At 45.0% G+C, this 13,626-nt stretch carries 13 protein-coding genes and 1 pseudogene; 8 read left to right on the forward strand and 6 right to left on the reverse strand.

Going from position 1 to position 13,626, the window contains the following annotated elements; all coding sequences use genetic code 11:
- Positions 1 to 53: 53 nt before the first annotated feature.
- Positions 54 to 2,504 carry a bifunctional aspartate kinase/homoserine dehydrogenase I gene (gene thrA, locus ABD894_RS23330; RefSeq protein ID WP_345213499.1) on the reverse strand — a complete coding sequence of 817 codons (2,451 nt, stop codon included), beginning with the start codon at positions 2,502 to 2,504 and terminating at the stop codon, positions 54 to 56.
- A 270-nt stretch (positions 2,505 to 2,774) separates the two neighbouring features.
- On the opposite strand from thrA, the gene rsgA reads away from it, so the two are divergent.
- The 4 genes from rsgA (at position 2,775) to ABD894_RS23350 (ending at position 5,529) form a co-directional block, all read left to right on the forward strand.
- A complete protein-coding gene (gene rsgA / locus ABD894_RS23335; protein ID WP_345213500.1) occupies positions 2,775 to 3,695 on the forward strand; it encodes a ribosome small subunit-dependent GTPase A in 921 nt (306 codons plus the stop codon).
- Positions 3,696 to 3,807: 112 nt separating this feature from the next.
- Positions 3,808 to 4,266, forward strand: a complete 459-nt coding sequence (gene dtd, locus ABD894_RS23340) for a D-aminoacyl-tRNA deacylase (protein ID WP_345213501.1) — start codon at positions 3,808 to 3,810, stop codon at positions 4,264 to 4,266.
- An 18-nt stretch (positions 4,267 to 4,284) separates the two neighbouring features.
- A complete protein-coding gene (locus tag ABD894_RS23345) occupies positions 4,285 to 4,614 on the forward strand; it encodes a nucleotide pyrophosphohydrolase (RefSeq protein ID WP_345213502.1) in 330 nt (109 codons plus the stop codon).
- A 3-nt stretch (positions 4,615 to 4,617) separates the two neighbouring features.
- Positions 4,618 to 5,529 (forward strand): DUF4349 domain-containing protein, encoded by a 912-nt coding sequence (locus tag ABD894_RS23350; RefSeq protein ID WP_345213503.1) that lies wholly within the window; start codon positions 4,618 to 4,620, stop codon positions 5,527 to 5,529.
- 20 nt (positions 5,530 to 5,549) lie between these two features.
- On the opposite strand, the gene ABD894_RS23355 is transcribed toward ABD894_RS23350, so the two are convergent.
- The 3 genes from ABD894_RS23355 to ABD894_RS23365 form a co-directional block, all read right to left on the reverse strand.
- On the reverse strand, positions 5,550 to 6,281 hold the full coding sequence (locus ABD894_RS23355) for a tyrosine-protein phosphatase (protein ID WP_345213504.1): 732 nt from the start codon (positions 6,279 to 6,281) through the stop codon (positions 5,550 to 5,552).
- Between the two features lie 84 nt (positions 6,282 to 6,365).
- Positions 6,366 to 7,388: a UDP-glucose 4-epimerase GalE gene (galE, locus tag ABD894_RS23360; protein WP_345213505.1), complete on the reverse strand. Its 1,023-nt coding sequence runs from the start codon at positions 7,386 to 7,388 to the stop codon at positions 6,366 to 6,368.
- A gap of 4 nt (positions 7,389 to 7,392) precedes the next feature.
- Entirely contained in the window at positions 7,393 to 8,373 is a 981-nt protein-coding gene (locus ABD894_RS23365; RefSeq protein ID WP_345213506.1) for a UDP-glucuronic acid decarboxylase family protein, read from the reverse strand.
- A 161-nt stretch (positions 8,374 to 8,534) separates the two neighbouring features.
- Between ABD894_RS23365 and ABD894_RS23370 the strand changes: the two genes are divergently transcribed.
- Entirely contained in the window at positions 8,535 to 9,755 is a 1,221-nt protein-coding gene (locus tag ABD894_RS23370) for a 3-deoxy-D-manno-octulosonic acid transferase (protein WP_345213507.1), read from the forward strand.
- Here the strand turns inward: ABD894_RS23370 and ABD894_RS23375 are convergent, their stop codons facing one another.
- Positions 9,756 to 10,259 (reverse strand): hypothetical protein, encoded by a 504-nt coding sequence (locus ABD894_RS23375; RefSeq protein ID WP_345213508.1) that lies wholly within the window; start codon positions 10,257 to 10,259, stop codon positions 9,756 to 9,758.
- Between the two features lie 127 nt (positions 10,260 to 10,386).
- On the opposite strand from ABD894_RS23375, the gene ABD894_RS23380 reads away from it, so the two are divergent.
- From ABD894_RS23380 to ABD894_RS23390, 3 genes are read left to right on the forward strand one after another with little or no spacing between them, the layout of a single operon-like run.
- The gene (locus ABD894_RS23380) at positions 10,387 to 11,007 is read left to right on the forward strand and encodes a lysophospholipid acyltransferase family protein (RefSeq protein ID WP_345213509.1); all 621 of its coding nucleotides are present in this window, start codon (positions 10,387 to 10,389) and stop codon (positions 11,005 to 11,007) included.
- 1 nt (position 11,008) lies between these two features.
- Positions 11,009 to 12,097: a glycosyltransferase family 2 protein gene (locus tag ABD894_RS23385; protein ID WP_345213510.1), complete on the forward strand. Its 1,089-nt coding sequence runs from the start codon at positions 11,009 to 11,011 to the stop codon at positions 12,095 to 12,097.
- On the forward strand, positions 12,076 to 12,735 hold the full coding sequence (locus tag ABD894_RS23390; RefSeq protein WP_345213511.1) for a carotenoid biosynthesis protein: 660 nt from the start codon (positions 12,076 to 12,078) through the stop codon (positions 12,733 to 12,735). Before ABD894_RS23385 ends, ABD894_RS23390 begins: the two co-directional genes overlap by 22 nt.
- Positions 12,736 to 12,977: 242 nt before the next feature.
- On the opposite strand, the pseudogene ABD894_RS23395 reads toward ABD894_RS23390, so the two are convergent.
- Positions 12,978 to 13,457: pseudogene (locus tag ABD894_RS23395) on the reverse strand (DUF2306 domain-containing protein); the annotation flags it as partial.
- Between the last annotated feature and the right edge of the window lie 169 nt (positions 13,458 to 13,626).

The raw sequence follows: 13,626 nt of genomic DNA on the forward strand, positions 1-13,626 counted from the left end.
CGGGCGCTAAAGGCCTTTTTCTTGTCTCTTGAATCTTAACTCTTGCCTCTCACTTAATTAGCCCCAACATTAATCAAATCAGCAAACACACCGGCCGCTGTAACTTCGGCACCTGCGCCCGGACCTTTAACCACCAGCGGACGCTCCTTGTATCTGTCAGTAGTGAAGGATATAATGTTATCACTGCCCGACAGCATGTAGAACGGATGGTTTTCATCAACCATTTGCAGTTTAATAGATGCCTTGCCGTTTTCCAGCATACCTATATAACGCAATACTTTTTTACCGGCTTCAGCTTGCTCTTTCAGGTTGGTGAAGTAGACATCTTCGCTTTTCAGTGCGGCGTAAAAATCTTCAACAGTGGTAGCATCAAGGCAGGCTTGCGGCAATATGCTTTCTATGTTCACATCAGTGGCTTCGAAAGCGTGGCCTGCATCACGTGCCAGTATCAATATCTTGCGCATAAAGTCGGTACCACGTAAATCATCACGCGGATCGGGTTCGGTATAGCCTTTCTCCTGTGCCAGCTTTACCACATCGTGAAAATTGGCATCGCCCTTAAAGTGATTAAAGATGAATGATATAGTGCCCGACAAGATGGCTTCGATACGCTGCACGCGGTCGCCGCTGTTCATTAGGTCCTTAAGGGTACGGATGATTGGCAGGCCTGCACCAACATTGGTTTCGTAAAAGAAGTCGACACCATGTTGTCTCGCGGTATCCCTGAAGGTTTTGTATTGATTAAAGCTGCCCGAATTACCTATTTTATTACAGGTAACCACAGATATAGTTGATTTAAAAACCTCTTCGTAAAAAGCGATAGGCGTAGGACTGGCCGTGTTATCAATGAACACGCAGTTAGGCAGGTTCATGCTCTTCATCCTGTCGATAAATCCGCGCAGGTCGGCTTGCTCGCCGTTGTTTTGCAGGGTTTCTTCCCAATCGTCGAGCGATATGCCATCGGCACTGAACACCATTTGGCGGGTATTGCTTATACCGGAAATTTTAACCTGTATGCCGTTCTCTTTACGTAAAAACTCGGCATGGGCATTCAACTGTTTAAACAAGGTTTTGCCTATGTTGCCTGTACCCAGGCAAAACGCGTGCAGGGTTTTATACAGATCAACAAAGAAAGCATCGTGCACCGCGTTAAGCGCTTTGGCAAGGTCATACTCGCTGATGATCACCGAAATATTATACTCTGACGAGCCCTGCGCGATTGCCCTTACGTTAACCCCGTTACGACCCAGCGCGTGGAACAACTTGCCGGATACGCCGGGTGTTTGTTTCATGTTTTCGCCTACCACAGCCAGTATGGCCAGGTTTTGCTCTATCACTACCTGGTCTAATTTATTAGCCAGCAGTTCCAGTTCAAATTCCTGCTCTATTAACAGCTTGGCTTTGTTGGCATCATCAGGGTTTACCGCGAAGGTGATACTATGCTCTGACGATGATTGGGTGATAAGGATAACGTTGATCTGCTCGCGGGCCAGTAAGGAGAACAAACGGCCGCTAAAGCCCGATTTGCCCACCATGCCACTGCCTTGCAGGTTAAGTATGCTGATATTGTTGATTGATGAGATACCCTTAATAGCCAATTTTGATGGTTTGCAATCGTGCTTGATCACGGTGCCCGCAAACTCAGGCTCAAAGGTGTTTTTGATAACGATAGGAATCTTTTTCAGAAAAGCCGGGATCATGGTTGGCGGATAGATCACCTTGGCGCCGAAGTATGAAAGCTCCATCGCCTCGGTATAGGTAAGCTCATCCAGCGGGAAGGCTTTTTTAACCATCCGCGGGTCGGCGGTCATCATGCCGTTAACGTCTGTCCATATCTGTATTTCCTGCGCGTTAAGCGCTGCGCCGAATATGGCCGCGGTGTAATCGCTGCCGCCACGGCCAAGGGTGGTGATTTGCCCGGCATCGTTACTGGCTATAAAACCGGTAACAAAAAGTACTTTATCGGTATTGGCCTGCTGCAAATCGCGTATCAGCATTTCGGTAAGGCCGGTGTTCACTTTGGCGTTGCCAAAGGTATTGTCGGTTTTTATAACATCAGCTGCATCTACAAAAAAGGCGTTGGCAAAATGCTGCGCGGCAATTTTGCTGATCATAAGGGTTGAGCAACGCTCGCCGTAGCTTAGTATCAGGTCGCGGGTTTTTAGGGTAAGCTCGCGTAGGGTAAGCACACCTTGCAGCAGCTCTTCCAGTTGATTAAAATGAATTTTTAAGCGGGTGAAGGCCGGGTTTTGGTTTTGTATATCCAGCAGGCTTTTCACAGCATCAAAGTGGCGTTTTTCCAGCTCGGCCAGTTGGGCGGTAAATTCGTTGCCTTTGGCAGCCTCTTCGGCCATATTGATCAGCAGGTTGGTAACCCCGCTCATGGCCGATAATACTACCACCGGCTTTTCGCCCTTATCAACCTCATTTTTTACAATGCTCAATAAGGTTTTTATACTGTTAACAGAGCCTACGGAAGTACCGCCAAATTTTAAAACTTTCATCTTCAGGTTAAATTAAAAAAAAAGCGCCTTCCTCTTTTCGGAGGAAGGCGCTCATTTGGTTCTTTGTATTTTTTACACCATACGCTTATCTTCCTCCGCGGGTTATCCCGGTGGTAATAATGCTAATAATAATGGTGGTGCAGTTAAACATTGTTGTTATATGTCTGTTTTTCAGACGTCGCAAATAAAGCGGTTAATTTTTGAATTAGCAAGGGTAATTGTTATTTATTTTTTAGCGGCTGTTATCTTTCATACCTTTACCCCTTCAAAATGCAGGGACTAATAACAAAATCAACCGGAAGCTGGTACCAGGTGCAAACGCCCAACGGGGAACGCTATGATTGCCGGATAAAAGGAAAATTCAGGATAAAAGGCATCACCACCACCAACCCCTTAGCAGTAGGCGACGTGGTTGATTTTGAGATGGAGCCCGACCAGGATACCGCCGTTATTACCAACATGCAACAGCGCAAAAACTATATCATCCGCAAATCCATCAACCTGTCAAAACAGGCGCAAATCATCGCCGCCAATCTTGATCAGGCCTTGCTGGTAGTTACTTTGGCTTCGCCGCGTACTTCACTGGGTTTTATCGACCGCTTTTTGGTTACTGCCGAAGCCTACGATATTCCGGCAAGGCTTATCTTTAATAAGCTTGACTTGTTTAGTGACGAAGGCCTGGAGATTTTGCAGGAATACAAAGCCGTTTACGAAAACATAGGCTACCCTTGCTTTGAAGTTTCGGCATTGGAGGGTACCAATATTGATGAAGTGCAGGCTTTGCTTAAAGATAAAGTGACCTTGTTTTCTGGGCATTCGGGTGTAGGTAAATCAAGCCTGATCAACCGCCTGCTGCCCGACCTGGAACTGCGTACCAACCAAATTTCCGACTGGAGCGATAAGGGCATGCACACCACCACCTTTGCCGAAATGTTTGAGCTGCCGCAAGGCGGATTTATTATCGACACGCCCGGCATCCGCGAACTGGGGGTTATCGATATTGAGAAACAGGAGCTTGGTCATTTCTTCCCCGAAATGCGCTCGCGCATGCACGATTGCCGCTTTAACAACTGCCGTCACATCAACGAGCCCGGCTGCGCGGTGCTCGAAGCCCTGGAAAACGGCGAAATTGAACTATCACGCTACGAAAGCTACCTCAGCATTTACAACGGCAACGATACAAGAGCGTGATTAGATACAGCAGTTGAGAATCAGGAGACAGGGCATCCTTAAGATTCCTGAATCTTGTTTCTTTATTCTTGCCTCTCACTTACCTATCTTGCATTTTTATTCTATCATAATTATGCGTGCAGTACTACAACGGGTTTCAGAAGCCGCTTGCCGGGTCGACGGCAATATTACGGGTGAAATAGCCAAAGGCTTTTTGGTTTTATTAGGAGTTGAGGATGCCGATACAGAAGCTGACGCGCAATGGCTGGCACAAAAAATAACCGGCATGCGGGTATTTGGCGACGAGAATGGTTTGATGAATAAAGCCCTGGCCGATGTTGGCGGCGATATTCTGCTCATATCACAGTTCACGCTGTTTGCCCAAACTAAAAAAGGCAATCGCCCGTCGTTTATCCGTGCTGCACGGCCGGACAAAGCTATTCCGCTATACGAGTATATGATAAGCGAACTAAGTAAGCTCACGGGCAAAAAGATAGCCACCGGTATTTTCGGGGCCGATATGAAGATAAGCCTGGTGAATGACGGGCCGGTCACCATAATAATGGATACTAAGGAAAAAGATACACACTAAAAAACAGCACAATACTTTATGGAAATCAAGGCCGCTCAGCATCTTGTAGATAACTGGATAAAAACAATGGGGATACGTTACTTTAACGAGTTGACCAATACCGCTATTTTAATGGAGGAGGTTGGTGAGGTTGCCCGCATTATGGCAAGGCAGTATGGTGAGCAGAGCTACAAAAAATCGGACACGGAAGTTAACCTGGCCGATGAAATGGCCGACGTGCTCTTCGTGCTGATTTGCCTGGCAAACCAAACCGGCATTGACCTTACCGAAGCGTTGGAGAAAAACCTGGAGAAGAAAAGTATCCGCGATGCCGACAGGCACAGGAATAATGAGAAACTTAAACCATAAAATATGAAAAGGTTACTATTGATAATGCCACTGATACTCACTTTGGGTGCTTGTGGTAATGAAAAAAAGACTAATGCTGCCGAAGCCGAAATAGTATTGCAGAAAGAAGCTGGTAATTCGGCTAAAAGATTCGTGCCGCCTGTGGTTGTACCTGATAATGGAGAGTCAGCAGATGATATAAGCAGTGAAGAATCGGCAAGCGATGCAGCTAAACCGATGGCCGGTAACACTTCAACAGCAAGTAATACCGACAAGAAAATTATAAAAGAAGGTGTTATTAGATTTGAAACCGGTAATGTAGCAGACACCCGTAAAGAGATTCTCGCTTCGCTAAAAAAGATGGGTGGCTACGTTGATAACGACAGCGAAACAACCGATGGTGACGAAAATCGTAAAGAGTATACTTTAGATATCCGTATCCCGGCCGCTAATTTCGATGGTTTTGTAAGCAATGTATCGGCTACAGCCGTTAAAATTGACAGTCGCAGTATCCGCGCTACAGATGTTACTACGCAATACATTGATAATAAAACAAGACTCGATAATAAGAAGCTGTTAGAGGCGCGCTACCTCGATCTTTTGAAGAAAGCCACTAAAATAAGCGACCTGCTGGAGATTGAAAACAAGCTTACTGAGATCCGTAGCGATATTGAATCGACCCAAAGCCAACTGAACTATTTAAATAAACAAGTTGCTTACAGTTCGCTTTCCATCACATTTTACACCAAGCAAGCAGAGCAGGTAGCCAGCGGAAATGGCTTTGTGTATAAATTGCAAAAGGCATTGGGCAACGGTGTTGGCACTATCGAAAGCATTCTTTTCGGTATTATAGCATTATGGCCATTATGGTTAGCCGTTGTAATTGTTTACTGGCTGATAAGAAGATGGGCAAAACGGAATACGTTAAAAGAGTAACCGCGGAGTAATTAGGCCGCTTATAATAATAACTTATTCTTCAATGGATAATCAAACAATACCTTTTCAAGGTACGGCATACGCAGCGCCTCTTCAAAAGCGGTGGCGTGGCGCGGGTGGTGCATGTCGCTGGATATAAAATCGACCATCTGGCGGTCTATCAATTCTTCGGCTATTTTTTTTGAGGCTTTGCCGAAGTACCCCGTGAGCGATATGGTGTTAAGCTGCAGGTCGCAGCCTTCATCGTGGATGCGTTTGAGTTGATCAACGCTCATGTACAGGTAACGCTCGGGGTGAGCCAGTATTGGTCTGTACCCCACTTCGCGCATGCGGCGGATCATTTCTAAAATATTACCGGGCATACTTAAAAACGACAGTTCGAACAGCACATATTTGTCGCCCATTGTCATTGCACGGCCTTCATTTATGGCTTGTTCAAAATTTTCGTCGAAGTAATGTTCGGCAGCGGCAGATATGGGGATGTTGATCTGCTCTTTTACCAGGGCCGCCTTCAATAGCTGTAAAGCGTTATTGATAGTTTCGGGCGTGTTGCGGTAATAATCGGCCATGATGTGCGGCGTAGCGATTATTTTGCTGATACCAAGACTCATCATCTTACGGATCAGTATTATCGAATCTTCAGGGGTTGGGGCACCATCATCAATACCCGGCAAAACATGCGAGTGCATATCAACCGCCACCGTTTCATAATTAAACGCGGCAACCTTCGGTTTCCTGAAAAAATCAAACATAGTGGTATGGCGCGCGGCAATTTTGTAGGCGCCTTATATTATTTATTAGCCGGTAATATAACCAATATTACCGGCTAATAGTTTTTATAGCGGATTTTGAGAAATGTATTTTTCCCATGCCCATGCCGATGACATCATGGCATCCAGTTCAAGCTCGGTTTTCCAGCCCAACTTTTCGGTTGATTTGGTAACGTTGCCCCAAACTTTCTCCACATCGCCTTCGCGCGGCGGACCAATTTCGTAGTTCAGTTTTACACCGGTGGCCTGCTCAAAAGCGGCGATCACCTGTAAAACGGTACTGCCTGTGCCTGTGCCCAGGTTAAACACATCGTAACCTTTAAAGCTTTCCTGCTCCATCAGTTTAAGTGCCGATACGTGCGCCTTGGCCAAATCAACCACGTGGATATAATCGCGTACGCAGCTGCCGTCAGGGGTATCATATTTGTCACCGAAAACGGTCAGTTTTTCGCGTTTGCCTATGGCCGTTTGCGTAATGAAAGGCACCAGGTTTTGCGGTACGCCAATTGGCAATTCGCCTATCAGGGCGCTTTCGTGCGCGCCAACCGGGTTAAAGTAACGCAGGGAGATCACTTTGTAATCGGTACCCGAAGCTACCATGTCGGTCAGTATTTCTTCGGCTACCTGTTTGGTATTACCGTAAGGCGACTGTGCCGGTTGCACCGGTGCATCTTCAGTAACAGGCAATATTTCCGGCTGACCGTACACGGTGCAGCTTGAAGAAAATACGAAGTTTAAAGGCTTGCCATAATAACCGTTAAGCAGGTTAATAAGCGAGTAAAAGTTGTTGCGGTAGTATTTTAATGGCAGTTTAACCGATTCGCCCACAGCTTTAAAAGCCGCGAAGTGGATAATGCCGGCAATGTCGTTTTCGGTAGCTACCAGGTTTGCTACGGCTTTCTCGTCGCAAAGGTCAACCTGGTGAAAAACCGGTTTGTAACCGATGATCTTGGTTAGCTGATCTAAAATTTTAGGGTTAGAGTTTGAAAGGTCGTCAACAATTACAGGTTCATAGCCCGAGTTTACCAGTTCAACCACCGTGTGCGAGCCTATGAAACCTAAGCCGCCGGTTACTAATATTTTTGCCATTAAATTATTTATTATAGTAAGTGAAATCCTTGTGTCGTATTTCTTTCTCGGGTAAGGATTTAAAATAATCCAATGTGATCTTTAAACCTTCGCTACGCGACACCTTCGGCTCCCAGCCCAGTATGGCTTTGGCTTTGGTTATATCCGGACGGCGCTGTTTTGGATCATCAACCGGGAGCGGCAAACTTACTAATTTTTGGTCAGTACCGGTCAATTTTATAATTTCTTCTCCAAATTGTCTTATCGTTATCTCATCGGGGTTACCAATGTTCATCGGCTGGGCATAATCGCTGAATAACAAGCGGTAAATACCTTCAACCAAATCATCTACATAACAAAATGAACGGGTTTGGGAACCATCACCAAACATGGTTAATGATTCGCCTCTCAAAGCCTGACCGATGAATGCAGGCAATACACGGCCGTCATTCAGTCGCATTCTTGGGCCATAAGTATTAAAGATCCGGATAATGCGGGTTTCCAATCCATGGAAGGTATGGTAAGCCATCGTAATAGCTTCCTGGAAACGCTTGGCTTCGTCATATACACCACGCGGACCAACAGGGTTTACGTTACCCCAGTATTCTTCGGGTTGTGGGTTGATGTTTGGGTCGCCATATACTTCTGAGGTAGAAGCGATCAGCATTCGTGCGCCTTTCACCTTGGCCAAGCCAAGCAGGTTATGCGTACCTAATGAACCTACTTTCAAGGTTTGGATAGGGATCTTCAGGTAATCGATCGGACTGGCCGGTGATGCGAAATGCAGGATATAGTGCAGATCGCCGGGTACGTGTACAAAGCTGGATACATCGTGGTTATAAAACTCGAAATTTTCCAGTTTAAACAGGTGCTCAATGTTACGCAGGTCGCCTGTTATCAGGTTGTCCATACCAATTACATGGTAATCTTCTTTGATAAACCTGTCGCACAGGTGCGACCCTAAGAAGCCTGCGGCCCCGGTGATCAGTATACGCTTTCTTGACATATTGGTATTTTTATTTTAGATGTTATACACTAATACCTGTTAATATCACCCTCTCGTATCCCTGTAAAACCCGCCGTTTAACAGCTATTATTTTCGCAGATGTTTTATAAAATTAATGTTCTTACTTTTATCCCCTACGAATATAATAATTCGTTTATTAAATGATGTTACTATATAATTTAGGGGTCAGGTTATATTATCTTGCTGTTTATATCGCTTCGTTTTTCAATAAAAAAGCAAAGCTATGGATAACAGGCCGCAAGAACCAAACCGTTATACGTTGCCAGGATAGTATATGGTTTCACTTCGCTTCGCTGGGCGAATTTGAGCAGGGCCGCCCTGTGCTGGAGAAGATGCGCGAGCAGCACCCCGGCCGAAAAATAGTAGTCACGTTCTTTTCACCATCAGGCTACGAAATAAGGAAGAATACGCCCCTTGCCGATGCCGTTTATTATTTGCCCTTAGATACCCCCGCTAACGCCCGTAATTTTATAGATGCCATACAGCCCACGCTCGCTGTATTTACCAAGTACGAATACTGGTACCACTATTTTAAAGCGCTGCATCAGCGGAATATTCCGTTGTATATCGTATCGGGCATATTCAGGCCGAAACAGGTGTTTTTTAAATGGTATGGCGGGCTGCACCGTAAGATGTTAACTTTTGTGAGCCATTTTTTTTTGCAGGATGAACGCTCAACACAATTACTGCAAGCCATCAGCATAACCAATACTACCGTAAGCGGCGATACCCGGTTCGACAGGGTGTGGGCCAACGCGCAGTCGCCACGCGATCTGCCGGTAATCAAAAACTTTATTAACGGTAAAAATGCATTTGTTTGCGGCAGTACCTGGCCCGAGGATGAAAAGTTATTGGCCGTACTGGTAGCCGCCTACCCCGATTGGAAATTTGTAATAGCACCACATGAAATCGGCGAAGAAAAGATAAGCCGTTTATTGAGCGTGTTGCCACAGGGCACGGCCATCAGTCATTCGGAACTGGTAAAGCAGGTGGATACCTACAGCCAGCAACACGACATTCTTATTATCGATAATATCGGCATGCTTTCGTCACTCTATCAATATGGGCGCATTGCCTACATTGGCGGGGGCTTTGGCGCGGGGATACACAACACGTTGGAAGCCGCGGCTTTTGGCCTGCCGGTAATATTCGGTACTAATTATCAAAATTTTAAAGAGGCTTGCGATCTGATAGCCTTGAGGGGCGGGTTCAGCATCAGTAACGAAACAGAGTTAATAGCTACTGCGAAAAGGCTTACAGATGATGCTGCCTTTTATGAGCAAAGCAGCGCTACGGCAAAGCGGTATGTAGATGAGCAAAAAGGCGCTACCGAAAAGATATTAAAGCTAATAACAGTTTAACTACCGGGGGCAAATGACGTTACGGTGCAGGTTGGCAGCGTTCCAGTATTGCAGCATGGTTTCGTGTATTACGGTAGCCTTATTGTTTAACATGCGTGTACCTATCACCAGCGGACTACGGTACATTAGTTTTGATAAGCCATAAGGTAAATAACCCAGCATGGTAACGGGTCTTAAAGCTTCGGCATCATGCAGTTCTATAGAAATCACGCCCGAGTCAAACAAATGGATCTTCTTAATTTCAGTCCAATCTAAAGTGCGGTTATCGGTATTATTGATCAACTGATGTTCATTCATCTCTAATGCTACCGCATTTTTAAAAGCAGGCACTACGTTACGGTAAATGATGGTTAACAATATGCCCGCCATTATAAAACCGGCTACGTATGGTGTCCAGGTATGCGCGGTAAGGTCTTTCCGATAACTATAACTGTATGCTGCCAGTAAGCCTATTTCTGCTACCGCTAACGCACAGGCCATAAATTTACTATAGGTTACTTTCATTACGCTGCAATCCTTTTTTATAAAGTTAAGCTAAAGTTGGCATCCTGCAAATAAATACCGGCGATTATTTACCGCTTTAGCCTGTAATTGTTAATATTGCCCTTATGGCCTCACCAACCGGCACTGCATGATACCCGCAAAGAACAACTCCCTCATCCACTGGTTTTTCCACCGCTATATTAACAGGCTGGTGGTTAAAAGCTTTGCTGCCGTAAATTATAATACGGTTGAGGTGGCCAATGATAAGGCCGTGCTGCTGATAGCCAATCATTTTAGCTGGTGGGATGGTTTTATTATGTATTACATCAATACCCGGCTGTTCAAAAAACGTTTCCTTGTAATGATACTGGAAGAAACCTCGCGCAAGGTTTCCTTTTTTAAATATGTGGGCGGCTTTTCGGTATCCAAAAACTCAAAAGATGTTGTGGCTTCGCTGGATTATGCGGCTGGTTTACTGAACGATCCGCAAAATTTGGTGCTCATATTTCCGCAGGGTAAACTGTACTCCAACTTTTCGGATAATGTTATTTTTGAGAAAGGGGTGTTCCGTATTATGCAGCGGGCGGGTAAAAACTTCAGCCTGGTATTTGCCGCAACTTTTATAGAGCACCTGCAACATAAAAAACCAACAGCAAACGTTTACATTAGTAACAGCGATAGCGAATTTGCAACTATCGGCAATTTACAGCAGGCCTACCGGCAGCATTACGATGCGGCAAGGCAGCAGCAAACACAAATAGTTTTATAACGTGATCATAGCCATATACGTAACGCTTTTTTTTGTCATTTTGCGCTTTGCTGTAACCCTGTTCAATTTCCTGTCGAACCCAAAACTCCCGCATATAGCGCACCAGTACAACGCACTGGTGTCCATACTCGTCCCCGCGCGCAACGAGCAGGACAATATTTTAACGCTCCTGCAATCTATCGCCGGGCAGGATTATCCGAATTACGAAGTGCTCATCCTCGACGATAACTCTACCGATGATACTTACCGGGTATGCAGCGATTTCGTGGCGACCAACCCCCGGTTCAGGGTAATAAAAGGCAAAAAATTAAGCGACGACTGGCTGGGCAAAAACTTCGCCTGCCATCAATTGGCCAAACAAGCCCGGGGCGAATACTTTTTATTTTTAGATGCCGATGAACAGGTTAACCGGCAGCTCATCAACAGCGCGCTGCACCGCATGAAACTAAACAAACTGGCTTTGCTAAGCCTGTTCACCAATCAAACCATGCTTAGTCCCGGCGAAAAAGCGGTAGTGCCGCTGATGCATTATATTTTGTTAAACCTGCTGCCTTTGCGCCTGGTGTACTTGCTAAAAACGCCATCTGTAGCGGCAGCCAGCGGGCAGTTTATGCTGTTTGATGCCGAAGTTTACCGCAGGCACGAATGGCATAAAACAGTGCGTAATAAGGTGGTGGAAGATGTGGAGATAATGCGCTGTGTAAAGGCGCAAAAATATAATGGCGAAGCTTTGTTAGCCAACGGGATGATCAGTTGCCGGATGTATAAAAGCAGGCACGAGGCGATCAACGGTTTCGGGAAGAATTTTTTGGCAGCTTTCAACTATAGCATACCGGGATTTTTGCTGTACATAACGCTGTTGGTGGGTGGTCCGCTTATTGTAATTATGGCCTTAAATTTCCAGTTGATGTTTATGATGATAGGCCTCATTGTACTTACCCGCATCATGATATCGCTGCTGGCCGGGCAAAATGCCTTAGTAAATGTACTGCTGCACCCTGTGCAGATGCTTAACCTTGCCGTCATAGCATTTACCTCTATTCAACAATACCTTACCAAAACCACCGTATGGAAAGGCAGGCGGATATGAACGGGCAACGCATGGTAAGCAATAGGATACTGATCATCATTGTGGCATTGTTCCACTTTGTGGGATTGATCGGCTTTGCCATACCTGCCCTGGTGCCCTTGTTTTTACAGCTGGTGCCGTTTCATTTGCTGTTGATGCTGGCCGTGCTGCTATACAGTCATGAGAGTTTTAGCGGGAAGTTTTTGTTATTCGCCCTGCTCATTTTCATAGCCGGTTTTACTGCCGAATGGATAGGCGTACATACAGGCCTGCTGTTTGGCAGTTATGCCTACGGTAAAACGCTGGGCACAAAAGTATTTGATATCCCGCTGATGATCGGCGTAAACTGGTTGTTGTTGATTTATGCTGCCGGAACAGTATTGCAACATTCGGGCATCAAACAACCTGTAGTTCGTATTGCTCTTGGCGCGGTTGTATTGGTGCTGCTGGATTATTTGATTGAGCCTGTAGCTATCCTGTTTGATTACTGGCAGTGGCAATCGGCCGGTATTCCTCTCAAAAATTATATCTGCTGGTTTTTAGTAAGCGCGCTAATGTTGGCTGTATTTGAGCTGTTCCTCTTTAAAAAGCAGGGGTTTGTCGGTTTAGCTTTATTGATCGCGCAGTTTGTGTTTTTTATTGTTTTGCGTTGGGTGTAGGTACTATCCTCTCAAAAAACAATTATCTTGCATTATTATCATATCCACAAGCCCTGTACCTAAATCATAAGCGACATGTTCTATTTACTTATAACTGTACTGCCATTTCTTATTGCCATTATAGCCTCCACTTTTATTACTGTTTTCGCTAATAAAAAATTGAAAAGTAACGGGAGTAAATATCCCGGACTATTTAGCGCGCTTGTTTTTATGGGCAGTTTGGCCATAATTCTTACCGCTTTTTATTTTGTGATATTATACAATTTCCGGATTGAGCGATAGTGCCGTTTTTTTCTCCCGATAAGCCATTCGGCAAATAATAAATTAGGCACAAAACCCAGCCAGGCATCTATCATGTAAAGATGCAGCGGATCAACATAGGTAATACTTAAAATAACAATTTTCCAGCAGCGTAGGGTAACGGCAGATAGGGTAAGCGCGTAACTCCTGATCATGTATTGCTTATGTGCTGTAATATTGCCTTTCTTAACTTCTATTACCGCTTTATAAGTGAACCAAAACCACAGGCAATCTAAAATAACAAAAGCTGTTTTTGAGGGTAATAATCCGTTGGCGTAAATACCCATCAATAAGCCTACGGGGAAGTTTATAAAAATATCGTAAACGTATATCTTCCCTATTACACGGTGTAATTGGCAATGGTGTTTTAAAATATAGGCCGAGAACTGCGTGAAGCCTGCCAGCAATGTGAATATGATGGTGAATACATGCGTTTAAAAAGCGATTTTCCAGGGCAGGATATGTAAGTATGCCTGTTTAAACTGCAAAAAACCGATGTTGTTTTGCATAGGACAATAGCGTACAATCCCCAGCAGCATTAAAAAGGTTGCCACACACAGGAGCAAGTAAACTACTGTGTTTTTTAAGATA

Source organism: Mucilaginibacter gynuensis (assembly GCF_039541195.1).
GTDB classification, from domain to species: Bacteria; Bacteroidota; Bacteroidia; order Sphingobacteriales; family Sphingobacteriaceae; genus Mucilaginibacter; species Mucilaginibacter gynuensis.

What these genes read in the sequence shown, in the direction of transcription:
- ABD894_RS23350 (WP_345213503.1), top strand. Translation starts at nt 4,618, where the DNA reads ATGAAAAGGTTACTATTGATAATGCCACTGATACTCACTTTGGGTGCT.
- ABD894_RS23355 (WP_345213504.1), bottom strand. Translation starts at nt 6,281, where the DNA reads ATGTTTGATTTTTTCAGGAAACCGAAGGTTGCCGCGTTTAATTATGAA.
- ABD894_RS23365 (WP_345213506.1), bottom strand. Translation starts at nt 8,373, where the DNA reads ATGTCAAGAAAGCGTATACTGATCACCGGGGCCGCAGGCTTCTTAGGG.
- thrA (WP_345213499.1), bottom strand. Translation starts at nt 2,504, where the DNA reads ATGAAAGTTTTAAAATTTGGCGGTACTTCCGTAGGCTCTGTTAACAGT.
- ABD894_RS23375 (WP_345213508.1), bottom strand. Translation starts at nt 10,259, where the DNA reads ATGAAAGTAACCTATAGTAAATTTATGGCCTGTGCGTTAGCGGTAGCA.
- ABD894_RS23390 (WP_345213511.1), top strand. Translation starts at nt 12,076, where the DNA reads ATGGAAAGGCAGGCGGATATGAACGGGCAACGCATGGTAAGCAATAGG.
- dtd (WP_345213501.1), top strand. Translation starts at nt 3,808, where the DNA reads ATGCGTGCAGTACTACAACGGGTTTCAGAAGCCGCTTGCCGGGTCGAC.
- ABD894_RS23380 (WP_345213509.1), top strand. Translation starts at nt 10,387, where the DNA reads ATGATACCCGCAAAGAACAACTCCCTCATCCACTGGTTTTTCCACCGC.
- galE (WP_345213505.1), bottom strand. Translation starts at nt 7,388, where the DNA reads ATGGCAAAAATATTAGTAACCGGCGGCTTAGGTTTCATAGGCTCGCAC.
- rsgA (WP_345213500.1), top strand. Translation starts at nt 2,775, where the DNA reads ATGCAGGGACTAATAACAAAATCAACCGGAAGCTGGTACCAGGTGCAA.
- ABD894_RS23345 (WP_345213502.1), top strand. Translation starts at nt 4,285, where the DNA reads ATGGAAATCAAGGCCGCTCAGCATCTTGTAGATAACTGGATAAAAACA.
- ABD894_RS23370 (WP_345213507.1), top strand. Translation starts at nt 8,535, where the DNA reads ATGATGTTACTATATAATTTAGGGGTCAGGTTATATTATCTTGCTGTT.